The organism is Catenovulum maritimum (assembly GCF_001050375.1).
Taxonomy (GTDB): Bacteria; Pseudomonadota; Gammaproteobacteria; order Enterobacterales; family Alteromonadaceae; genus Catenovulum; species Catenovulum maritimum.
The window spans coordinates 97,725-122,106 of sequence record NZ_KQ130492.1; the positions used below are offsets into that span (position 1 = coordinate 97,725).

16 protein-coding genes are annotated in these 24,382 nt (G+C 38.9%); 9 read left to right on the forward strand and 7 right to left on the reverse strand.

From position 1 onward, the window contains the following. Positions 1 to 12: 12 nt before the first annotated feature. The 3 genes from aceE to XM47_RS11950 all read right to left on the reverse strand — a co-directional run bounded on the left by aceE (position 13) and on the right by XM47_RS11950 (position 4,413). A complete protein-coding gene (aceE, locus tag XM47_RS11940) occupies positions 13 to 2,682 on the reverse strand; it encodes a pyruvate dehydrogenase (acetyl-transferring), homodimeric type (RefSeq protein ID WP_048692766.1) in 2,670 nt (889 codons plus the stop codon). 135 nt (positions 2,683 to 2,817) lie between these two features. After that, entirely contained in the window at positions 2,818 to 3,576 is a 759-nt protein-coding gene (pdhR, locus tag XM47_RS11945; protein WP_048692768.1) for a pyruvate dehydrogenase complex transcriptional repressor PdhR, read from the reverse strand. A gap of 240 nt (positions 3,577 to 3,816) precedes the next feature. Beyond that, positions 3,817 to 4,413 (reverse strand): hypothetical protein, encoded by a 597-nt coding sequence (locus XM47_RS11950; RefSeq protein WP_048692769.1) that lies wholly within the window; start codon positions 4,411 to 4,413, stop codon positions 3,817 to 3,819. A 425-nt stretch (positions 4,414 to 4,838) separates the two neighbouring features. On the opposite strand from XM47_RS11950, the gene XM47_RS11955 reads away from it, so the two are divergent. Then, positions 4,839 to 5,762 (forward strand): immunity 49 family protein, encoded by a 924-nt coding sequence (locus tag XM47_RS11955; RefSeq protein WP_048692771.1) that lies wholly within the window; start codon positions 4,839 to 4,841, stop codon positions 5,760 to 5,762. 333 nt (positions 5,763 to 6,095) lie between these two features. Here XM47_RS11955 and bioA read toward each other — a convergent pair whose 3' ends face one another. Further along, the gene (bioA, locus tag XM47_RS11960) at positions 6,096 to 7,361 is read right to left on the reverse strand and encodes an adenosylmethionine--8-amino-7-oxononanoate transaminase (protein WP_048692773.1); all 1,266 of its coding nucleotides are present in this window, start codon (positions 7,359 to 7,361) and stop codon (positions 6,096 to 6,098) included. A gap of 111 nt (positions 7,362 to 7,472) precedes the next feature. On the opposite strand from bioA, the gene bioB reads away from it, so the two are divergent. Genes bioB through XM47_RS11975 form a run of 3 tightly spaced genes read left to right on the forward strand, consistent with a single transcriptional unit; the run spans position 7,473 to position 10,588 of the window. Next, positions 7,473 to 8,519: a biotin synthase BioB gene (gene bioB, locus XM47_RS11965; protein WP_048692831.1), complete on the forward strand. Its 1,047-nt coding sequence runs from the start codon at positions 7,473 to 7,475 to the stop codon at positions 8,517 to 8,519. A gap of 12 nt (positions 8,520 to 8,531) precedes the next feature. Beyond that, positions 8,532 to 9,782, forward strand: a complete 1,251-nt coding sequence (gene bioF, locus XM47_RS11970; RefSeq protein WP_048692774.1) for an 8-amino-7-oxononanoate synthase — start codon at positions 8,532 to 8,534, stop codon at positions 9,780 to 9,782. Continuing rightward, positions 9,773 to 10,588 carry a methyltransferase domain-containing protein gene (locus XM47_RS11975; protein ID WP_048692776.1) on the forward strand — a complete coding sequence of 272 codons (816 nt, stop codon included), beginning with the start codon at positions 9,773 to 9,775 and terminating at the stop codon, positions 10,586 to 10,588. Before bioF ends, XM47_RS11975 begins: the two co-directional genes overlap by 10 nt. A 53-nt stretch (positions 10,589 to 10,641) precedes the next feature. Here the strand turns inward: XM47_RS11975 and XM47_RS11980 are convergent, their stop codons facing one another. Continuing rightward, positions 10,642 to 11,523, reverse strand: coding sequence for a type 2 periplasmic-binding domain-containing protein (locus XM47_RS11980; protein ID WP_048692778.1), 882 nt, complete (start codon positions 11,521 to 11,523; stop codon positions 10,642 to 10,644). Positions 11,524 to 11,731: 208 nt separating this feature from the next. Between XM47_RS11980 and XM47_RS11985 the strand changes: the two genes are divergently transcribed. The 5 genes from XM47_RS11985 to XM47_RS12005 all read left to right on the forward strand — a co-directional run bounded on the left by XM47_RS11985 (position 11,732) and on the right by XM47_RS12005 (position 19,092). Beyond that, a complete protein-coding gene (locus XM47_RS11985) occupies positions 11,732 to 11,986 on the forward strand; it encodes a DUF4212 domain-containing protein (RefSeq protein WP_048692779.1) in 255 nt (84 codons plus the stop codon). A 1-nt stretch (position 11,987) separates the two neighbouring features. Further along, positions 11,988 to 13,724: a sodium:solute symporter family protein gene (locus XM47_RS11990; RefSeq protein WP_048692781.1), complete on the forward strand. Its 1,737-nt coding sequence runs from the start codon at positions 11,988 to 11,990 to the stop codon at positions 13,722 to 13,724. A gap of 173 nt (positions 13,725 to 13,897) precedes the next feature. Further along, positions 13,898 to 14,584: a dethiobiotin synthase gene (gene bioD / locus XM47_RS11995; RefSeq protein ID WP_048692783.1), complete on the forward strand. Its 687-nt coding sequence runs from the start codon at positions 13,898 to 13,900 to the stop codon at positions 14,582 to 14,584. A 174-nt stretch (positions 14,585 to 14,758) separates the two neighbouring features. Continuing rightward, positions 14,759 to 16,402, forward strand: a complete 1,644-nt coding sequence (pgm, locus tag XM47_RS12000) for a phosphoglucomutase (alpha-D-glucose-1,6-bisphosphate-dependent) (protein WP_048692784.1) — start codon at positions 14,759 to 14,761, stop codon at positions 16,400 to 16,402. A 164-nt stretch (positions 16,403 to 16,566) separates the two neighbouring features. Continuing rightward, entirely contained in the window at positions 16,567 to 19,092 is a 2,526-nt protein-coding gene (locus XM47_RS12005; protein WP_048692786.1) for a glycogen/starch/alpha-glucan phosphorylase, read from the forward strand. A 182-nt stretch (positions 19,093 to 19,274) separates the two neighbouring features. Here XM47_RS12005 and XM47_RS12010 read toward each other — a convergent pair whose 3' ends face one another. Beyond that, entirely contained in the window at positions 19,275 to 20,807 is a 1,533-nt protein-coding gene (locus XM47_RS12010) for a CsiV family protein (protein WP_048692788.1), read from the reverse strand. Between the two features lie 10 nt (positions 20,808 to 20,817). After that, entirely contained in the window at positions 20,818 to 24,288 is a 3,471-nt protein-coding gene (gene mfd, locus XM47_RS12015) for a transcription-repair coupling factor (protein WP_048692790.1), read from the reverse strand. Positions 24,289 to 24,382 lie beyond the last annotated feature (94 nt).

Genomic DNA, 24,382 nt, shown 5'->3' on the forward strand with positions numbered 1-24,382 from the left:
CCTATCCCCTAATTAAGCGTAAAGTGGGTTAAGTTTTTCTGGATCAATATTGAATTTAGCAATCGCCTCAGCAACAACTTTCTTTTCAATCTCGCCGCGTTTTGCTAATTCATATAATGAAGCAACAACTATGTAGTGCTCATTAACTTCGAAGTGAATTCTTAAGTTTTCACGGCTATCTGAACGACCAAAACCATCAGTACCTAATACGCGGTAATCAGTTGGTACGAAACCACGGATTTGATCAGCATATTGCTTCATGTAGTCTGTTACAGCGATAACTGGACCAGCGCTATCTTTTAATACTTGAGTAACGTATGGTACTTGCTCTTCTGCTTCAGGGTGTAACATGTTGTAGCGTTCGCAAGCTAAGCCGTCGCGAGCAAGTTCATTGAATGAAGTTGCAGAATAAACATCAGAGCTGATGTTGTATTCTTCAGCTAAGATTTTAGCCGCAGCACGTGCGCGCTCTAAAATAACACCAGAAGAAAGTAAAGAAACATTAGCAGTTGGTTTTTTAGCTGCAACGTTTTCTAACTTATAAATACCTTTCTTAATACCTTCTTCTACGCCTTCAGGCATAGGTAACTGAACATAGTTTTCGTTCATTACAGTTAGGTAGTAGAAAATGTTCTCATTGTCGCCGTACATACGCTTGATACCGTCTTGTACGATAACTGCAATTTCATAACCATAAGTTGGGTCATAAGTAATACAGTTAGGTACAGTACCAAAGTGTAGATGTGAATGACCATCTTCGTGCTGTAAGCCTTCACCATTTAGTGTTGTACGACCCGCAGTACCACCGATTAAGAAACCGCGTGCTTGTAAATCACCAGCAGCCCAAACTAAATCACCTACACGTTGGAAACCAAACATAGAGTAGTAGATGTAGAAAGGAATCATAGGTAAATCTGAATGCGAGTATGAAGTCGCTGCAGATACCCAAGAAGCCATTGAACCTAGTTCGTTGATACCTTCTTGTAATACTTGACCTTTCTTGTCTTCACGGTAGTAAGCAACTTGGTCAGCATCTTGAGGTGTATATTTTTGGCCTTCGTGAGCGTAAATACCAACTTGGCGGAATAAACCTTCCATACCAAATGTACGCGCTTCATCAGGAATAATTGGAACGATATTTTTACCGATCTTCTTATCTTTTAATAAGGCAGTTAATACACGAACAAATGCCATAGTTGATGAAATTTCACGACCTTTAGAACCATCTGTTGTTGCTTTAAATGCTTCAATACCTGGTACTTCTAATTTAACAGTCGAATTTTCAAGACGCTTAGGCATAGTACCGCCTAACGCTTCACGACGTTTCATCATGTACTTGTATTCAGCGCTGTTTTCAGGGAAACGGTAGTAAGGTAAGTTTGCTAAATCTTCATCTGCAACTGGTACATTGAAACGATCACGCATGTGACGAATTGCTTCAATATCCATCTTCTTAACACCGTGAGCGATGTTTTTACCTTCGGCAGCATCACCCATACCATAACCTTTAACCGTTTTGGCTAAGATTACGCTAGGACGACCTTTAGTCGCTTTTGCTTTTGCGTATGCTGCATAAACTTTAACTGGATCATGACCACCACGGTTTAAGCGCCAGATGTCGTCATCTGACATATTCGCAACCATTTCTTTTAACTCTGGGTATTTACCAAAGAAATGTTCACGAGTGAATGCACCGCCTTTAGCTTTAAAGTTTTGGTATTCGCCATCAACAGTTTCATCCATTAATTGCTGCATTAAACCATTGTGATCTTTTTGGAATAAAGGATCCCAGTAGCGACCCCAAACAACTTTAGTAACATCCCAACCAGCACCACGGAATGTGCCTTCTAATTCTTGGATGATTTTACCGTTACCACGTACAGGGCCATCTAGACGCTGTAAGTTACAGTTAACAACAAAAACTAAGTTATCTAGCTCTTCACGTGAAGCAAGACCGATAGCACCTAATGATTCTGGCTCATCGATTTCACCATCACCTAAATAACAGTAAACAGTTTGTTCAGAACAATCTTTTAAGCCACGATCCGTTAAGTATTTTAAGAAGCGAGCCATGTAGATAGCTTGCATTGGACCTAAGCCCATAGATACTGTTGGGAACTGCCAATAATCAGGCATTAATTTTGGATGTGGGTAAGAAGATAAACCGTCAGCGAAAGCTTCTTGGCGGAAGTTATCTAATTGCTCTTCAGTGAAGCGACCTTCAACAAATGAACGTGCATAAATACCAGGAGAGATGTGACCTTGGAAATAAACTAAATCACCACCGTCTTTTTCGTTTGGTGCACGGAAAAAGTGGTTAAAACCAACATCGTACAACATAGCTGATGATTGGAAACTAGAGATATGACCACCTAGCTCTAAATCTTTCTTAGAAGCACGAACAACCATCATCATAGCATTCCAACGGATAACAGCACGGATACGCGCTTCTAGCTCGCGGTCACCTGGCATGTTTGGCTCTTGGCCTGCTGGGATAGTATTTTTGTATGCAGTAGTTGCATCAAATGGTAAGTGTGCTCCATTACGGCGAGATGTTTCGATCATCTGCTCTATTAAGTAATGTGCACGCTCTGGGCCTTCATTTTCAAGTACAGATTCAATCGAATCGATCCAATCATGTGTTTCCATTGGATCTACATCGTGATTAAGGATGTCTGACATCAGTGTTTCCTTATTAATATTTAATCTCAAATAACATTTCAAACTGTAAAGTTTAAACTAAGTTAAACTCTAAAATCTGATCCGCATCAACTGAGGGTTCACCTAATATTTTAATCTAAATGAGCTTTCACTTATTTAGGGTTTTTGCTGTAAGCGCCTTAGTACTCTTTGGTTGCGAGTATTTTCAGCACCTAACTGTAATAACGTTTCTTCGATATACGCTAAGTGATGGTGTGATGCATTCCTAGCTTGTATTGGATTACCAGAAATAATCGCATCCATCATAGACTCTCGGTCTGCATTAACTTGTCTAGCAATGTCAGGCTTAGAGTTTAAAACTTTAAAATTCGTTGCTATGTTCTTTTTCAACATAGGCGCCATAGCTTGTATCAAATGCGCTATCACTAAATTGTGTGATGCTTCTGCTATGGCTTTAAAGAACTCAAATATGGCATCTATTTGATCTTTTTCCATATTATCGTTACAGGCAATAATAGCCTCAAAACTATCTTTTATTCGCTGAAAGTCAGCTTGAGTACCACGTAAGGCTGCATAATAGGCTGCAATACCTTCTAATGCGTGGCGAAACTCCAATAAATCAAATTGTGCATCTGGGTTTGAAAGCAATAAATTAAACAAAGGATCGGATAACGAACTTTGTAATTTGTCACTAACAAATGTTCCGCCACCTTGGCGTCTGGTCACTAAGCCTTTCGCCTCTAACATTTGAATAGCTTCACGCAAAGATGGACGTGAAACATCAAACTGCTTAGCGAGCTCTCGCTCTGGTGGTAACTTTTGACCAGGTTGCAAACTACCTTCAAGAATTAGAGTTTCTAATTGTTTTAAAATAACGTCTGCTATCTTGGGTTGTCTAACTCTTTGATAATTCATAACTTTCCATTTTCGGGTAAATGGTCAAACCAATTTAGTGAAATACTTTAGCAAAGATGAACAGCTGTGTAAAATAAAGTCTTAATTTTTTGTTTACATTGTATTTATTAGGATATATATAAGACAAATACTAAACATGCTTAGAATATGAACGTTAGCTGGGTTGAGGCGTTAAACTTAACTAGGATGAAATTAAATACAAAGGCGAACTAAGCTCGCCTTTAGCTGAATATTCTCAGCTTATTTGTGAATGGTTAAACTTTCAAATGTTTTCACTACGCTAGCTTTGTAAGTATTTAGGCTAGCGTTCTTGATGGTTGCCGTCATCATAAAAAATACATTTTCTGATTTAGGCACCTGAACTTGAATGCTTCTGGTATTTTCGATTGCGCCGTCAAAGTCTAAATATAGTCCCATTACACCATTGATATCTTTTGTGCCGCATTCGTATAACTTGATTGTACGATTGAACATGCCAGATAGCTGTTGAGCGAGTGAGCCACATATTTCCTTAACTTCATTTTTATTAGTCGCAACCTTTCCAATTTGCTTCATAATATTGATGTTATCGGCAAAGTTATTTGTGTTGTCGGGCAAAAACAAAAACTCAGCTTTACCATTTAAGATCATAGGTTTTACTTGTTCGAATAAAGCTTGAGGTAATTCCGAGTTAGAATCTAAATTCATTAAATCTGGATTCTCTTTAATTTCTTTTCCGGTTAATGGCGACCAGTTACTTGGAATCTCTAATGAGAAGCCAAAGCTGCTGCTAAAAGTGTCAGCATGAGCAGATAGGTTAAATGCTAAGCTAGCAATTACTAAGATGAGTTTTTTCATTTGTTATCCTTAATTCATTATTATTTATTATTTGCTTTCAATCCCGAAGTTTAACCAAGCTTTAATTGTATTGGCTAGTTTTTTATATCAGTTTGTTTTTAAACCCACTTGTTTCAGTGTAATATATAATCCCATATTTAAGCGTGTAAGTGATGGATATTAGGTTTTAAAGGTTGTAATTTAACGATGAAGGTAAGATAGGCTAGTGATTTTTTGATGACATATTCATGCCTAGTTATCTGTCGGTTGGACAAATACAGAATACATTTTTTATTGTACACTCGAGTAATCAAACCAGACTCAAGCGTTTTTTGAAAAGCTTGTCAGCAAAGGTTATATAGATTTGAGCTGTTAATTGATAAAAATGCTAATGCTTTAACTGACATAGAATAGACGGGTGAAGTTCAAGACCCTATGGAGTTTTAATGCAACATTTTCAAACTAAGCTTAACGCAGACTGGTGTTATAAAAATAGATCTGAAAGAATGAACTATGTTTTTAGTGATTCTGGTTTGAGATCGCGATATTCAAAAGATGCACAGGGAAGAGTTTATTCTGATGGAAATAGTTTCTTTGAATGCGCAGCCGCTGCCTGGTTAGCCAATAAACCGAAAGAGACCATAGTATATTGGTTATATCAGGCGCATATCGCTAAACAAGCGCATTTTTATTGGGTATTAAACCCAGACAAAGTGCATAGTTGTACCCTGCAGGAGTTAGATATAACTTTGTCGGGTAAAAAAATGTTGAACTGGAGTGATGTGCATGATTGGCAAGACGCACTTACTTTAGCCATTATATTTAATGACCAAGCTGCGCTTGCTAATTTAATGCAATATGAGTCGAGAGACTTTATTCACCCAAAAGCAGAAGGGACAAAATTACCTTTTATGCACGCATATTGTGATTTATTAAAAGGCTTTTTTAACCCTCAAGCGAATTTAAAAAACTTAGTACAGGCAGTTGCTGATACCTCTCAGCCTGACAACATACCCAATATTAAACGCTCGCTGGTATATAATGTAATGCTGCCATTTGCTGATTTAATGCTAGCGATAGTTGCTAATAACAAAGAGCGTTTCTCCTTAACCATGCAAAAAGCCATAAAATCACATGTAACTCATTTTAACGATAGTGTTCATGACGGTCTTGAAATTGGTTGGTTATCTATGCCTTTATGTGCTGTCGCCGCGATAGCATATCGCCAGTGTGGTTTTAAACCTGAGCCTAACCCGTACTTTCCAGATTGGTTAGTTTATGGTGATTTTGATGTGAATGTACCTAAACCAGATATTGATATAAGACCATTGTCAGAACAAAAACTAGAAGCAGAGCCATTGAATAAATAAGCGATGAAGCTTATTGCTTAGGGCGAGTGAATCTTTTTCGCTTAATTGATGCAGTCGCAGCGCTCAACGAGCGTGGCGACGATTTTATAAAATAGTTATTAGCTAGGTTTTTACTGCATAGCAAGACTTTCTCATTTCATAATAATGAGCGGCATATTACGGCATTTCGTAATTGGTAGTGTGTTAAAGTTGCTTTGGCTGAATGGCACAGAAAATTTTGATTAATGCAGCGCAAAACCATTGCCTGCGTTCATTCTTTACGGTTTTATTTGATAAGCTGCACAGTGATTTACCGCTGTTAATTATGTGCAGCTGAGGTGATTACAGATTCGATTATAAAGTTAACCAAGCTTGAATAGCATTGGCGAGCTTTTTTACGTCTTGTTGTTGAGATATAAATGGCGGCATCAAATAAATCAGTTTACCAAAAGGCCTAATCCAAACACCTTGCTCAACGAAAAATGCTTGAATTTTGGCCATGTCGACTGCTTGGTCTAATTCGACTACACCGATTGCGCCTAGCACTCTAACGTCTTTTACTTGCGGTAAGTCTGCCATAGGTTTTAAGGCTTCATTTAGCCAACTTTGTATTTGAGATACCTGTTGCTGCCAGTTGTTTTCAAATAACAATTCAAGCGATTGGCAAGCAACGGCACACGCCAATGGATTACCCATAAAAGTAGGGCCGTGCATAAATACACCCGCTTCGCCATTACATATGGTTTCTGCTATGTGTTGAGTTGTTAGGCTGGCTGCTAGTGTCATATAACCACCCGTTAAGGCTTTGCCTAAGCATAGAATATCTGGGCTAATATCTGCCCATTCACAAGCAAATAATTTGCCTGTGCGACCAAAGCCTGTCGCAATTTCATCTGCGATTAGTAGCACATTATATTTTTTAGTCAGTCGGCGGGCATGGCGTAAATATTCAGGGTGATACATGCGCACACCGCCGGCACCTTGCACAATTGGCTCAAGGATTAAGGCTGCTATTTGCTGGTGATTTTGGGCTAAACAGGTTTCTAATGCGCTGATGTCATTTATATCAAAATCTTGCTCAAAGCGAGTTTGCGGCGCAGGGACAAAGAAATGCTGATTAATCACACTAGAAAACATATGGTGCATGCCGTTTTCTGGATCACATACCGACATAGCGGCAAAAGTATCACCGTGATAACCATTTTTTAGGCTCACGAGTTTATTTTTTTGCTTATTGCCTTGGCTGATCCAATATTGAAATGCCATTTTAATTGCAACTTCAACTGCAACTGAGCCTGAATCAGCGAGGAAAACCTTGTCTAAACCCTCTGGCGTTAACTCAACTAATTTTTCGCATAAGCGTATCGCTGGGTCATGGGTTAAACCACCAAACATCACATGCGACATTTTTTGTGCTTGCTCTGTCAGTGCTTGGTTTAGTTTAGGGTGATTATAACCATGTACACAAGCCCACCAAGATGACATGCCATCGGTTAACTCTTGGCCGTTCTCAAGGCATATTTTATTTTTATAAGCATGACTTACTGGGTAAGTCGGCAAAGGGTTAGTTAAAGAGGTGTAAGGATGCCATATATGTTGACGGTCAAACTCTAGATTCATATTAAAGCTCAAAAAATAATCAGATGTTCAGTTTTTAACGCGAATAAGTTGACAGTTTAGCGAGCAAGATTAAACTGTCCACATATTTTAGACCTGTGAGTAATGAGTATTATGCAACAAGCAATTCGCCATGATTGGAAGCTAGACGAAATTCAGGCTTTATTTAAAATGCCGTTTAACGATTTATTGTTTCAAGCACAAACGGTGCATAGACAGCACTTTAATCCTAATGAAGTCCAAGTAAGTACTTTATTATCAATTAAAACAGGTGCTTGTCCTGAAGATTGTAAATATTGCCCACAAAGTGCGCGTTATGATACCGGTCTTGAGAAAGAAAAATTAATGGAAGTTGAAGCTGTACTTGAAAAAGCACGTATCGCTAAAAAGAATGGTTCTACTCGTTTTTGTATGGGCGCTGCATGGCGTAATCCGAAAGACAGAGATATTCCATACATAGTTAAAATGATTGAAGGTGTTCGTGACCTCAATATGGAAACTTGTATGACGCTAGGCATGTTAACTCGCGAACAAGCGATAACACTTAAGCATGCTGGTTTGGATTATTACAACCACAACCTAGACACTTCAAAAGAATTTTATGGCGAGATCATCACAACTCGTACTTACCAAGATAGATTAGATACGTTAGAAAACGTACGTGCTTCTGGTATGAAAGTATGTAGTGGCGGTATTGTTGGCATGGGTGAAAAATCAAATGACCGCGCTGGCTTATTAATGAGCTTAGCCAATTTAGAAGAGCACCCAGATAGTGTACCAATTAATATGTTAGTTCGTGTTGAAGGTACGCCTATGGCAGATCAAACTGATTTTGATTATTTTGAGTTTATTCGCACCATCGCAGTGGCGCGTATATTAATGCCTAAATCGCATGTTCGTTTATCTGCTGGCCGAACTGAAATGAATGAGCAAATGCAGGCTATGTGTTTCTTTGCTGGTGCGAATTCAATTTTCTATGGTGAAAAACTATTAACGACAGAAAACCCAGAAGCAAATGCCGATATGGAATTATTTGCTAAGTTAGGTATTGAGCCTGAAAAACGTCAAGATTACTCTGACGAAGTTCGTGAAGCTGCACTTATCGAAGCTGTAGTTGAAAACCAACAAACTCCTCAATATTACGACGCTAGTATCAATTAATACTCAATATTAATGTTACCCCAATCTTTAAAAGCGGCGCTTGAGACTAAATCTCAGGCGTCTGCCTATCGTCGACGTTATTCTTGTTCTACTCAGGATCAATACATACAAGTTGCAGGTAAAACTTATCTCAATTTTTCTGGAAATGATTATCTTGGTTTAGCAAACTCGGACGAGTTGAAACAAGCATGGCAACAAGCTTCTGATACTTACAGTGCCGGAAGTACGGGGTCGGCATTAATTAATGGCTATCATATAGCGCATCAAAAAGCTGAAGAAAAAATTGCAGATTGGTTAGGTTTTGAATCTTGCTTATTATTTTCGACAGGGTTTTCTGCTAATAGCAGTATTTTAAAAAGCTTAATGACGAATGCTGCCGATTATATTATCCAAGATAAACTCAACCATGCATCTTTAATTGATGGTGGTATAGCCGCTAATGCGAAAAATATTCGATTTCAGCACAATGATATTCAGCAGCTAAATAACAAACTCGATCAAGCTGGTGATAACTATAAATTAGTGGTCACCGAAGGCGTTTTTAGTATGGATGGTGATAGTGCGCCTTTAGCTGAGATTAAACAACTGCTTTCACAACATAATAATACAGGGTTAATGATAGATGATGCTCACGGCTTGGGTGTATTTGGCGCTCAAGGGCAGGGAAGTGCATATCAACAAGGTTTAAACGCCAATGATATCGATATTTTTACCGCAACCTTTGGTAAGGCATTTGGGCTTTCTGGTGCTTTTGTTGGAGGGAGTCAGGACTTAGTTGAGTATTTAGTGAATCATGCTCGCAGTTATATTTACAGTACTAGCATGTCGCCGATACAAGCGGGTGTGATTGCCAGTGCGGTTGATATCGTTAAAAACGCAAGTTGGCGGCGTGAAAAACTTGCTGCGAATATTCAGCACTATCATAAAATGCTGCTTCAGCTTGGTTTGGCCGATGACGAGGCGAATTTGTCGAATAGCGCGATTCAGCCCTTTATTATTGGTAGTAATCAAGCTGCACTCGAACTGAGTGCTCGTTTGCGAGAAATGGGTTTTTGGGTAACTGCCATTAGGCCGCCGACAGTACCAAAAGGTACGGCAAGGTTACGAATTACCTTATCTGCGAGTCAAACGACTCAAAACATTTCGCAATTAGTTGAAGCCATTGCTCAAGTAAAGCAGCAAATTCATGAGGCAGAGGCGTTAGCAGTTTCTGAAGAAAATTTAACAGATAAGTCACTTGCCGAGAAACCTAAATGCAGTTAGCACAAGCGCAAAAAAAATTAGTCACTGAGCACTTTTCTAAGGCCGCTATGAGTTATGACAGTGCGGCGCAATTACAAAAAAATGTATTGGCACATGCATTTAATATCTTAAATCTAGATGCTAAGTTAACCGAGAGTTCAGATTTAATTGATATGGGATGTGGTACAGGTAACCTACTTAATCATATCGAGCAGCTAAACTCATATACAGGCGTTGATTTAGCTAAAGGTATGCTTGATGTTGCCCAACTAAAATTTCAAGATAGACAAACGAATGGCGGGTTGGCGAATTTGTCCGCTTATTGGTTGCAGGCTGATGTGCAAAATACCCAATTAATAGCTGAATCTTATACCCATGTTTTTTCTAGTCTAGTCTGGCAATGGTGCGATTTAGCAGAGGTACTTGCTGAGAGTTATCGTTTGTTAAAGCCGGGTGGTTCAGTTGTTTTTACCACTTTGCTAGACGGTTCATTATCAGAGCTTACTCAGGCGTATAAAGCGCTTGACGATAGTCAGCATGTCAATAAATTTGAGCCTTTAGCCCAATTTAAGCAGGCTTTAAACACTCAAACTTGGCAGTCAGTGCAAACTGAATTTAAAACAGAACATACCGAGTATAAAAATGTTCATGCTTTATTAAGAGAGCTAAAATCTATTGGTGCGAATTCTGTGGTAGATCAAGCTAAACCACAAGCTTTGACTAAAGCAAGGCTCAAATTATTAGAATCTGCTTATCCTAAAAAGTCTAATGGTTTAATCAGTGCAAGTTGGCATGTGGCCTATTGCCATTTAGTGAAGCCGATTTAAACCTATTCAAAAATAGCTCAGAATAAAGCTTATCCTTTTTTTACTGCATTTTATTATTTGAAATCTGCTGGGATAAACCAAGCATCTGGGTTTTTATAATTTGTATCTTGAGTCAGTAAAGGATTCTCTATGTTTAGGTATAGGTTCGTTTTATCATTGATTAAAGGGAACACATGAGCGGTTAAACCATGCCTTTTCATCAGTGCTTCAATTGCGCCTTCTTTAGCTAATTGCTGCATACCCGCTTCTATCCATAGCGCAAGATCTTCATTTTCTTTACGGGTGAAAAAATAGACAGCAAAAGGGTAGTGCAATAAGATCCTATGATAAGCGATGAGATCTGGGTATAGATTTTTTCTCACCTCAACTTCTTTTTCTAAATCATGATAGCCTCTGGGGAAATAGTCGCAGCGGTTAGCATTTAACATGCTAAATAAATTTTCATAAGTCGAAGTGGTAATAACAGGCAAACCAGCTTGTTTTAAGATCAAAGTATCTGGCCAATGACTGCCTTGGCAAGCTGTTAAAGATTTTAGCTGAGCTAGATTTTTGATTTGGTCAAATTTAGCGATTGATTGTTTTTTAATGATAAATTTACGATAACCTATTAAGCCTTTAGTTGTTGGCACTTTAATCGCACGTAAATCTCTTTCATCAATAATTGATGTGCCTAACCAATAAACATCGATTAAATTCCCTCTAAATAATTCTTGTCTTGCTCTGCCTTGCGACATTTCCGCTACTGAATTTAGTGTTGGGATAGCTCTGCCATTAGCGGCTTTGTTAAGCGCTAATAATAACAATTGCTTGTGGTAATCTTGAGATAAGTCTAAGTCTGATCTTGCTTTGGGAATATTCAGAATAGGACTGATCTCTGCCATACTTTTCAAACTAGTCAGTAAGATAAAAGCTAAGAAATAAAGTTTAAAGGCCATTTATATCTATAATTTTGTTTGGTATCAGTTAAATATAGCTTGGAAATCTCGATTTAGCGTGAGTATCTTTTGTTATTTTAATGTATTACAAATTACGGTTTTATGGTACAAAACAACTAAGTTGTAACTTAATTGTGAAATATTTAACTTTAATCTGTCATAAATTGGCTTTTATAACAGGTTTAATGAGTAATAAAAGAAGAATAATATGGATAACTCTCAATCTTACTGGCGCGAAAATCTTCGCCTTATCTTCATTTCACTGACAATATGGTTTGTTGTTTCATTTGGTTTTGGCATATTGTTGGTTGAACCGCTTAACGAGATTCGACTTGGTGGATATAAGCTCGGCTTTTGGTTTGCGCAGCAGGGCTCAATATATACCTTTGTCGGCTTGATATTTTGGTATTCACATAAGATGAATCAGCTTGATAAAAAATACAAAGTTGAGGAGGAAAGCTAAAATGGATGATTTAAAACTCTACACTTATATTGCTGTTTTTGGTTCCTTTGCTTTGTATTTTGCTATTGCTTGGTGGGCAAGAGCGGGTTCGACTAGTGATTTTTATGTTGCAGGGGGTGGCGTTACCCCAATGCAAAACGGTATGGCAATTGGTGCTGATTGGATGAGTGCTGCCTCGTTTATTTCTATGGCAGGCTTAATTGCCTTTTTAGGTTATGGCGGCTCAGTGTTTTTAATGGGCTGGACAGGTGGTTATGTTTTACTCGCCATGTTGCTAGCGCCGTATATGAGAAAGCACGGAAAATTTACGGTACCCGAATTTATCTCAGATCGTTACTACTCAAAAACAGCAAGAATCGTAGCCGTTGTGTGTTTAATTATTGCTTCATTAACTTACATCATAGGTCAAATGAAAGGTGTAGGTGTCGCATTTTCTAGATTTCTCGAAGTGGATTATGGTTTAGGTCTAGGGATAGGAATGCTCGTTGTATGGGTTTATGCCGTTTTAGGTGGGATGAAAGGCATAACTTATACTCAGATTGCTCAGTATTGTGTATTAATTTTTGCTTACACAGTACCTGCTATTTTCATCTCTTTGCAATTAACTGGTAACCCAATCCCACAGCTAGGTTTAGGTAGTACATTAGCTGATGGCAGCGGAACATATTTACTGGATAAGTTAGATTTAGTCGTGACAGATTTAGGCTTTAAAGAATACACCACGGATAATATGGGCAGCTCTCTTAATATGTTTGCTTACACATTATCTCTAATGATAGGCACAGCCGGTTTACCTCACGTTATTATGCGATTTTTTACGGTACCCAGTGTTAAAGCTGCAAGATCTTCTGCTGGCTACGCTCTAGTTTTTATTGCATTACTATATACAGTTGCTCCAGCGGTTGGTGCTATGGCTAGGTTAAATTTGATTGATACATTACAACCAGAGCCGGGCCAACATTTAGAATATGAACAAAGACCACAATGGTTTAAAGATTGGGAAAAAACCGGACTGCTAGAATTTGAAGACAAAAATTCAGATGGAAAAATCCAGTACGTCGCAGATGAAACAACTAACGAAATGGTGAAAGTTGATCGTGACATTATGGTACTGGCAAACCCTGCAATCGCTAATTTACCTAATTGGGTAATTGCTTTAGTTGCCGCAGGTGGTCTTGCCGCTGCGCTTTCAACTGCGGCTGGACTGCTATTGGCAATTTCCTCTTCTGTCTCTCATGATTTAATGAAAGGGGTGTTAACCCCTAATTTATCCGAAAAGAATGAGTTACTTGCAGGCCGAATCGTAATGACGCTGGCGATTTTAGTCTCTGGTTATTTAGGGCTTAATCCGCCTGGCTTTGCTGCTGGGACTGTCGCATTGGCTTTTGGTTTGGCCGCGTCGAGTATTTTCCCTGCTTTAATGATGGGCATTTTTGTTAAAAAGATGAGCGGCACAGCTGCAGTTAGTGGCATGATAGCTGGCATTGGTGTAACTATGCTTTATGTTTTTCAGCATAAGGGCATTATGTTTATTCCTGGAACTAGCTTTTTAGGTCCATTAGAAGAAAATTGGTTTTTAGGTATATCACCCAATGCATTTGGAGCGGTAGGCGCAATTGTTAACTTTACCGTGGCTTTTGTTGTTTGCCAGTTTACAGGTCCAGCTCCAAAAGAGATTCAAGATTTAGTCGATAATTTTAGAATCCCTAGTGGCGCGGGTGCTGCGCATGAGCATTAAAACAACTTAGATACACAGGTTTATCTGGCATACTTTAATAAAGCAGCCAATCAGGGCTGCTTTATTGCATTCACTTTGGCTGTCATATATTTTTATCTGTATTTTTGAGCGTAAGCCTCAACAGATAAGCTAATCAATGGCATAATAATTCTATTTAGTTGAATCTATTTGCTATGAACAAAAACCTATTTATTACAGCTACAGATACTGATGTAGGGAAAACACTGATTGCATCAAGTCTCATTAAAGGGATTAAAAGCGAAACCACCTTAGGTTATAAGCCTATAGCAGCGGGTTGTGAATTAAAAAATGGAAAATTAATTAACCAAGATGCGCTGAGTTTATTAGCAGCCGGCGATATAAAGCTGGATTATGATCTTGTTAATCCATATGCGTTAAAACCACCTATAGCACCTCATATTGCAGCAGAACAAGTTAACTTACAAATACAACATAATGAACTGACCGCAGGCTTAGTGAAAATCCACCAACAAGCAGAGGCTTTAGTTGTGGTGGAAGGGGCAGGCGGTTGGATGCTACCGACCAGTATGAATACATTTTTGTCTGATTGGGTAAGCGAACACCAAATGCCAGTCATTTTAGTGGTTGGAATGAAATTAGGCTGCTTAAATCATGCTTTGTTAACGGCTCAGGCTATCCAACAATCAAATGCAAAATTGGTCGGTTGGATTGCGAACTGTGTAGATGACAACATGTTACAACAGCAAGCCAATATTGATTCGCTGCATAAACTCATGCCAGTGCCTTGCTTCGGGGTTGTCCCTTATTTAGCCGAAGGACAGTCAGCGGCGGAATATCTTGATTTTGAGCAAATAGAAAAAATGCTAATTAATTGTTAATTAATCAATAGCTGTCAAAATATTTTAACTAAATTGAACTAATCTCAACGCAGGGATTAGAAGTTTTATCTGATTCAGCCAATATCGCTTGCGAAGCGATATTGGCTGAGGTATAAAAAACGATAACAATTCTAAAACGCTTATCTTTACCAAATCGATATTAAGGAAATTTGCATGGCATTGCACGAAAGAGCAGGGCAACCAACTCAAAAACAAGACCTAATCAACATTCCTCATTTAGTCAGCCAGTATTATGTAAATGCACCAACGCCAGCTCAACCAGTGAGCTTTGGTACGTCTGGTCATCGTGGTACTTCTATTAATTCAACTTTTACTGAATCGCACATAGCTGCTATTTGTCAGGCGTTAGTTGAATATAGAACTGAAAAAGAGATAACAGGCCCATTATATATAGGTATGGACACCCATGCTTTGTCTGAATGTGCTTTTACAACTGCAGTTGAAGTCTTTGTCGCTAATGGCGTTAAAGTCATAGTACAAGCAGGTCGTGGCTATACACCAACACCCGTTATTTCGCATGCAATTTTAACTTATAACCAAGGTAAAACTTCAGGTTTAGCCGATGGTATCGTGATTACGCCAAGTCATAACCCACCGCAAGATGGCGGCTTTAAATATAATCCGCCAAATGGTGGACCTGCTGATACAGATATCACAAACCGTATTCAAGATCGTGCAAATGAAATTATCAAACAAGAGTTGTTTGAAGTTGAAAGCATGGATTATACCGAAGCAACGCAAACCGATTTATTTGAAGAATACGATTATATTAAACCTTATGTCGATGATTTAAAAAGCGTTATCGACATGGAAGCAATTGCTAAAGCTGGCGTAAAAATTGGTGTTGACCCATTAGGTGGTTCTGGTATCGCTTACTGGGATGTGATCGCTGAAACTTATGGTTTAGATATCACAGTAGTGAATGATTCGGTTGATCCAACTTTCTCATTTATGACGCTAGATAAAGATGGAAAAATCCGCATGGATTGTTCGTCTCCATATGCAATGGCGGGCTTAATTAAATTAAAAGATCAATTTGATGTTGCTGTGGCGAATGACCCTGATTATGACCGTCATGGCATAGTGACAAAATCTTCAGGCTTAATGAACCCTAATCATTATTTAGCGGTAGCGATTCAATATTTATATACTCATAGAGCGCAATGGAAATCTAGCCTAGCGGTTGGTAAAACTTTGGTTTCCTCAAGTATGATTGACCGTGTCGTTAACGCTTTAGGTAAAAATTTATCTGAAGTACCAGTTGGCTTTAAATGGTTTGTTGACGGTTTATATACTGGCGAATATGGTTTTGGCGGTGAAGAAAGTGCAGGTGCATCTTTTTTACGTAAAGATGGTACAGTTTGGTCGACAGACAAAGACGGTATTATTTTAGCGTTATTAGCGGCTGAAATTACGGCGGTAACGGGTAAAGATCCAGGTCAGCATTATCAAGCACTGGTTGAAGAATTTGGTGAGCCTGTTTATAACAGATTAGATGCAGTTGCGACAACAGAGCAAAAAAATGTGCTGAAAAATTTATCAGCAGAAGATGTTGAAGCAGAAACTTTAGCAGGTGAGAAAATTCTTGCTAAGCTTACCCATGCGCCAGGCAACAATGCGGCTATTGGTGGCTTGAAAGTAGTTACTGAAAACGGTTGGTTTGCAGCTCGCCCTTCAGGCACTGAAGAAATATATAAAATTTATTGCGAAAGCTTTTTAGGTGCAGAGCACCTTGCAAAAATTGCAGAAGAAGCTCAAGCTATAGTTAACCAAACATTCGCCAAAGCTGGCGTATAACTATATCCGCATTAAATTAATCAAACAGCCAAGGTAGTTCGCTACCTTGGTGTTCATTTTTATTCAACAAAGATAAGTGGTATATGGCGCAAGTAGTGCTTGCTGGTTTAGCAAAGCGCGTTATTGTTTAGTTAGTAGTAATAATTGAGATAAAGGGATACCTAATGGCAACTTCTACTCGTAAAAGTAAGGCAAAATCTCCAGCTACAAAAAAACCTTCCGCAGCAACTGAAGTAAAAAGTAACCTAGATGTGACAGTTGATGAATTTCAACAATCTATCGTTCGGCATTTACACGTATCACTCGGTACAGACGAAAATAAAGCAAATTCAAAAGCTTGGTGGACAGCAACCTGCGCTGCTGTCAATGAACTGGTATTTGAACGCGCAACCCAAACACAGAAAACCCACTACAAAAAAGATACACGTGCGGTTCACTATCTTTCTCTTGAATTTTTAATGGGACGCTTGTTAAAAAATAATTTAACCAATGTTGGTCTAACTGAAATCGCACAACAGGCACTTGATAAATTAGGTTTAGATTTTCATAAAATTTGCGAAGAAGAGCCAGATTTAGCTTTAGGTAATGGTGGTTTAGGCCGCTTAGCAGCGTGTTATGTAGACTCGTTAGCCACACTTGATTTTCCTGCTATTGGTTATGGTATTCATTACGAGCATGGATTATTTACCCAAGCATTTTTAGAAGGACGTCAGGTTGAAAGACCAGATAGTTGGCGAGAATACGGTAACCCTTGGGAAATCTGCCGACCAGAGTCAGTGCAAGAAATTCCGTTATATGGTTATGTTGAAACTAAATATGATGATAAGGGACAGATCCATAAAGAGTGGCATCCAGGACGTATCATAAAAGGGGTACCTTGGGATATTCCGGTTGTTGGCTATGGCGCTAAAACCGTTAATATTTTACGTTTATGGGAAAGTCGTGCATCAGACTTTTTCAACTGGGATGTTTTCAATGCGGGTGGTTATTTAGATGCTCAAGTTGAAAACGTGCAGGCAGAGACAATTTCAAAAGTTTTATATCCGAATGACAATACAGATGCTGGTAAAGAGCTTAGATTAATCCAACAATACTTTTTCTGTGCTTGTTCGATTAAAGATATTGTACGTCGTTACAAACGCGCACACGGGGATGATTGGAGCAAATTTGCTGAGCAAGTTGTGATGCAATTAAATGATACACATCCAGCCATTGCGATTCCAGAAATGATGCGAATTTTAGTCGACAGAGCTGAACTCAAATGGGATCAAGCTTGGACAATTTGCCAAAAGGTTTTCGCTTATACAAACCATACTTTGTTACCAGAAGCTTTAGAGAAGTGGTCGGTTCGCTTATTTGAAAAAGTATTGCCAAGACACTTAGAGATTATTTACGAAATCAATAGTCGCTTCTTAGAAGATGTGGTTGAAGTTGCTTTCCCAGGAGATGATAGTGTTAAGCGTAAATTATCCATCATCGAAGAAGGCCATGAAAAAATGGTTCGTATGGGTAATTTATCCGTTATCGGTAGTTTCAAAGTAAATGGTGTGGCTGAAATCCATTCTAAACTGGTAAAGAAAGACTTATTCCCTGAATTTAATAGCTTATGGCCAGATAAATTTACCAATGTAACGAATGGGGTTACGCCAAGACGTTGGTTGAAATCTTGTAACCCTAAATTATCTAATCTGATATCTGAACATGTGGATGCAGATTGGCCAGTTCACTTAAACAAGCTATCCAAGTTGGCTGATTTAGCGACTGACAGCAAGTTCCAAAAAGCTTATATGCAAATTAAGCTTGAGAATAAAATCGAGCTAGCCAAAGTGATTAAAGAGCTGACAGGGGTCGAAGTTGATCCGACTGCGCTATTCGATATTCAGATTAAACGATTGCATGAGTATAAGCGTCAGCAATTAAATTTAATACACATTATGGCTTTATACCGACGCTTATTACAAAACCCAGATTACGATATGCCAAAGCGCGTGTTTATTTTTGGAGCGAAAGCGGCGCCGGGATATTACATGGCAAAAGAAATTATCTATGCGATTAATAAAGTCGCAGATAAGGTCAATAATGACGAGCGAATTAAAGATAAGCTGAAAATTGTTTTCTTACCTAACTATAGAGTGTCGTTAGCAGAGAAAATGATCCCAGCTGCTGACGTATCAGAACAAATATCTTTAGCGGGTAAAGAGGCATCGGGTACTGGTAACATGAAGCTAGCCTTAAATGGCGCTGTTACTATAGGCACCTTAGATGGTGCAAACATTGAGATAGCCGAAGAAGCCGGTGAAGACAATGTGGTTATCTTTGGTTTAACCGTCGATGAAGTGAAAGAGTTAAAATCAGCAGGCTACAATCCTTGGGATTATTATTACGCTAATAATGAAATCAAAGCTGTACTTGATTGGTTTGATTGCGATTACTTTACGCCTGGAAAACCAGGTGAGTTAGCTGAAATTAAGCGTAGTTTACTTGATTATGGCGATACTTATCTATCATTAGCTGATTTTGCGAGCTATTCAGAAGCGCATAAGAAAATAGACAAATTATTCCAAGATGAAAAAACTTGGGCGAAAATGGCTATTATGAATACAGCGACTATGGGTAAATTTAACTCGGATCGTTCAATCTTAGATTATGTACAGAACATCTGGAATCTAGATACTTGCGATATTAAATAAGTGTTAACTGACTTATTGACTGGGTGACCGAGAAAGCAAGAAAATAGCCGAGAAAAACAACAGCCACTCTCACTTTTTAAGTAGTGCAGAGTGGCTTTTTTATATGCGCAGCTTGGATGTAGCAGAGCTATTTTTGTGGCAGCACTAGACTAATTCAACTCGTAGTTTTTATTAAAACCGGCTTAATTTGACGGAAATATATCTTCTTCGTTAAATTCTTCTTCTGGTTTATCTGGTCTAGTGTAGCGTCTTACTTGGAGTACTATGCCCATTTTGGGATGATCGAAATAGTGAACTTCACCTGAGCGAATTCGTCGATTTTGTTGGAAATAGTATGGGTGTAGATACGCCTTTTTCTCCGCTGGTTCTGCAAGTGTTGAGACCGAAGCCGCATTAGGCGCAATATTAGCTTGCTCAATTATACTTTGCTCTAGGATCTCTTCATCCTGCTCTGCTGGGTGATCGGTTATTTCTCGAATGTTGAACTCAGTTTCGATAAATAAATAATGGCGCAAGTAAATCTTAAATAAACCGTCTAGCTGCCAAACATTATCAGGCGTCCCCGATATCGTTTGCTGGATCTGCCATTCATCTTTTTGTTTTTGACTTTGTGCAGTTTCAACATCCCAAGTTTTATCATCAATTTTACTCAACACATTTTGAATATTATCTAAAATCGACTGATGATTTAGAGTTTGGCTTTCGGTGACTAGCTCTGTTTCTGCTTGTTCAGTGTCGACTTCGATAGGCTCTAGCGTTTTTTCGATCGGCTCACCATTGTAATGAAAATCCTTGCTATAGTTTTTTCCAGCATAGATACGCCAAGGTGTTTCTTCATTTTGCGCTTTAACTGGTTGTCGCCATGCTAGGTGAATTAACGGGGTTAACTCTTTACGCCATCTAAATTTAGCAACTGCCTTATTAAATTCTAATTTATCTTCCGAAAGGAGATAGGGGACCTCACTGTATTCATCTACAAAAGACGTTACTTTAATTGGGGTTTTATCCCAATGTAGATCTAGTTCTTGCGCGATTATTAATGCACGTTCTTGTGTTAGTAAGCTAGGTTCAGGTTTTTGGCACAGCGCAGGGTAATGCCAACTTGGTTGGTCGACAGGAAATGTGTAGCTGGCTAATGTTTCACTGGTTAAGCCAGATTGCTCCGTTTCTTCGCTTTCGGCTAAAGAGTCAGTTTGAGCCGTAATTTCGCTGACTAATTCTGTACCCGCTTGTGATAGCGAACTAGGCTCGACAACTTCATTTAACGCTAATAAGGCTTGTTGCGATTGCTGATAAGCTGCTAACTCTAGGTTCAATAATTCGCTATTTATTTCTACTTGGCTCGCTATATTGACCTTTGCTTCTGTTTGACTGATTAACTCAGGCGCTAGCTGATTAATCCCAAATGCAGCTAACGGCACTTTAGGTAAAACTTGTGGTTTAGTTTCACACTCGGGTAACCAGTTTTGTCTTAAAACAGCCATCTCTGGATATAAAACATCAGAAATTAAATCACGAGAATGGTTAATTAAGATGGGGTTTAGTTGAGGAGCGAAAACTTCAGTCGTGGGATCTTTACTATCGTCTCGACTAAAAATAAACAGCTCAACTTCAAACCAACGATCTTCTTCAGCATATAATGGCACACTGACTAGCAGGCTTGCTAAACTGGTTAGTGCTAGTGGGAGTGTACTAAGGTATTTTTTGATATCCATAAACTCAGTGTTAAGCCGTTAATTTCTGTGAAAATTCTTTAACCATAGATTCTACCAGCTTGATCCTTTCTCGGGTATCTTCAACTTCTATATTAAAGCGTAATTTATTTGGCCCAGCCATACCATAAAACTTAGGTTGAGACTGGATTAAACCTATGATGAAACCTGCATCGACTTTAGTGGATTCACTAAATTCCAGTGTACCGCCTTTTGGACCCGCATCTATTTTCTTAATGCCTATTCTGGCCGCATCTAGCTTGATTAAATTGACACGGACTAAATTTTTAACTGAATCTGGCAATAGGCCAAAACGGTCGATTAATTCAACTTGGAAATCATCAATATCATCTGCTGATTTGCAAGACGCTAAGCGTTTATAGAGAGATAAGCGAATATTAACATCTGGGATATAATCTTCAGGGATTAACGCTGGAATTCTCAATTCGACTTCGGTTTGATTTTGCAGCACAGTGTCGAGCGAAGGCTCTTTGCCTTGTTTCAGTGATTCAACTGCTTGTTCCAGCATTTCCATATATAAGCTGAATCCAATAGATGCAATTTGACCACTTTGATCCTCGCCTAACAATTCGCCTGCGCCACGTATCTCTAAATCGTGAGTCGCTAACATAAAGCCTGCGCCGAGGTCTTCTAGCTGTGAAATTGCATCCAAACGTTTAACGGCATCTTTAGTCATGCGTTTTGGTGGCGGCGTTAGCAGGTAAGCATAAGCTTGATGATGCGAGCGACCAACTCGACCTCTTAATTGATGGAGCTGAGCCAAACCAAAATTATCAGCTCTATCTATAATAATTGTGTTGGCGCTGGATACATCAATACCAGTCTCGATAATAGTAGTACAAACTAATACATTAAATCTTTGGTGATAAAAGTCACCCATGACTTGTTCTAGCTCGCGCTCTCGCATTTGGCCATGAGCAGTTACCACATTTGCCTCTGGGACTAAATCACGAATGCTTTGAGCTGTTTTTTCGATAGTTTCAACTGAATTATGCAAGAAATAAACTTGGCCACCTCGCATTACTTCACGACTGATGGCTTCTTTGATTAAGTCATCATCCCTTTGATGAACAAAGGTTTTCACCGCTAAACGTTTTTTAGGCGGGGTGGCTATGATAGATAGATCTCGCATCCCACTCATTGCCATGTTTAAGGTTCTTGGAATTGGGGTTGCGGTTAAAGTTAAAATATCAACATCGGCTCGGCGCGATTTAATTAGTTCTTTTTGCTTCACGCCGAATCTATGCTCTTCATCCACTACTAATAAACCGAGATCCGAAAACTTTACATCTTTAGAAAGGAGTTTATGTGTCCCTATGATGATGTCGACTTTGCCTTCCGCTAAATCGGCCAAAACCGCATTTTGTTCTTTTGTGGTTTTAAACCTAGAAAGGACTTCTACTTTTACCGGCCAATCTGCGAATCTATCTTTGAAATTTTCATAATGTTGTTGAGCGAGCAAAGTGGTTGGTACTAGCACTGCAACTTGTTTACTGGCGTTAATCGACATGAATGCTGCACGCATAGCGACTTCAGTTTTACCAAAACCCACATCACCACAAACGAGCCTATCCATAGCTTTGTTCATTTGCATATCGTTAATGACGGCAGAAATTGCATCAACTTGGTCATTGGTTTCTTCAAACGGAAAACCCGCTGCGAACTGATTATAATCTTGTTCGTCAAATTTAAAAGCAAAGCCAGGTTTTGCATCTCTTCTGGCGTATATATCTAGTAATTCAGCTGCAACGTCTTTTACTTTTTCTAACGCCTTGCGTTTTGCTTTATCCCAGCTGTCGCTGCTGAGTTTATGAATTGGCGCATTATCTATATCACCGCCAGAATAACGTGCAATTAAGTTAAGCGAAGAGACAGGGACATAGAGTTTAGAGTCGGCATACTCTAAAGTTAAAAATTCAGTTGGTACGCCTGCTGCGTCAATTGTTTGCAGTCCATGATAACGGCCAACACCATGGTTAAGGTGAACCACAGGCTGACCTATTTGTAATTCAGCTAAATTTTTGATGACAGCATCAGTGTTGGTAACCTGATTACGAGCTGAACTACGCTTACGTCTTTGAGTGACTCTATTCTCGAGTAACTCGGTTTCTGTAATTACCGCGATTTGTTGTTTGTCTAAATAAGTTAAAAAGCTATGTTCTAACTCTGAAATACAAATAGCGAGTTTGTCACTGCCGGTTAAAAAGTCTTCTATGCTAGTCACTTTTTTCGGCTTAATTTTATCTTTTTGCAACAACTCTAGAACGGTTTCGCGACGACCTTGAGATTCTGCGATAAATAAGCAACGATCAGATTGAGCAATAACTTGTTTTAGTTTAGCTAATGGATCTGCTGCTGTAGATTGAACCGCAATATCATTAAGGATTTGTGTGTCAAAGTTGATTCTACCTGCTTTCGCTTCTATTGGCGCAGCACTTACTTCTATTCGCGCAAAAGGTTTCAGCTTGGCAAAAAACTCGTTAACCGGTAAGAAAAGTTGATTCGGGGTTAAAATCGGTCTTTGCTTGTTATAGCGTCTGTTTTCATAACGGTTTTCAACATCGTGCCTAAAATGCTCAGCATGCTGCTCTAGGTTATGGCTGAATACGACTAAGCTGCTTTTGGGAATATAATCAAATAAGCTAGCGGTACTCTCAAAGAAGAAAGGTAAGTAGTACTCTATGCCAGACGGCATTATTTTTTTGCTGACCTGATAGTAAATTGATTCTTTATCTGTTGTCGCTTCAAAATGTTCTCGCCAGTTTTGGCGGAATTTCTCAATCCCTTGTTCGTCTATTGGGAACTCATGTGCAGGCAATAAATTGATTTCTTTGATTTTATCGCCACTTCTTTGGGTTTCTGGATCAAATACGCGTATGGTTTCAACTTCATCGTCAAAAAAGTCAATTCTAAAAGGCTGTTTGCTGCCCATAGGGAAAAGGTCTAATAAAGAGCCCCTCACACTAAATTCGCCATGTTCCATGACTTGATCGACTAAACGGTAGCCGGATTTATCTAATCGAATACGCATTGCTTGAATATCAAGTTTGTCACTTTGTTTAACTTGTAACGCGTAATGTTCAATAAACTCGACAGGCGCCATTAACATCAAAGCTGTATTTATCGAAACAACAAAAATACCTTTGCCTTGCTGAATTTTGTGCAAGGTATCGAGTCGTTGAGAAATAATATCCTGATGAGGCGAAAAGGTATCGTAAGCCAAGGTTTCCCAATCAGGGAAATAGGCATTTGGAATATTTGTATGCTCGAGTAAAGATTCTATTTCAGCGGCTAATTTGAGCGCCGACGAGGTATCTGAGGTAATGACAAGTACGGGCTCTGTTTGGCTTGTCGCTAATTGACTGATCGCTAGCGCCATACTACTACCGTGAAGCTGTCCCCATTTTATGTGATCAGAGATTTTTTTGGGTAAAGGTGGAGATAACAATTCAGCAGCTTTCATAATTTTTTAAGTACTTAATTTTACACAAACATTTTGGCTGACAAGTTTAATCAAGTTTGCCTCGAAAGACCATTGATTCAAGCAGATTACGCCC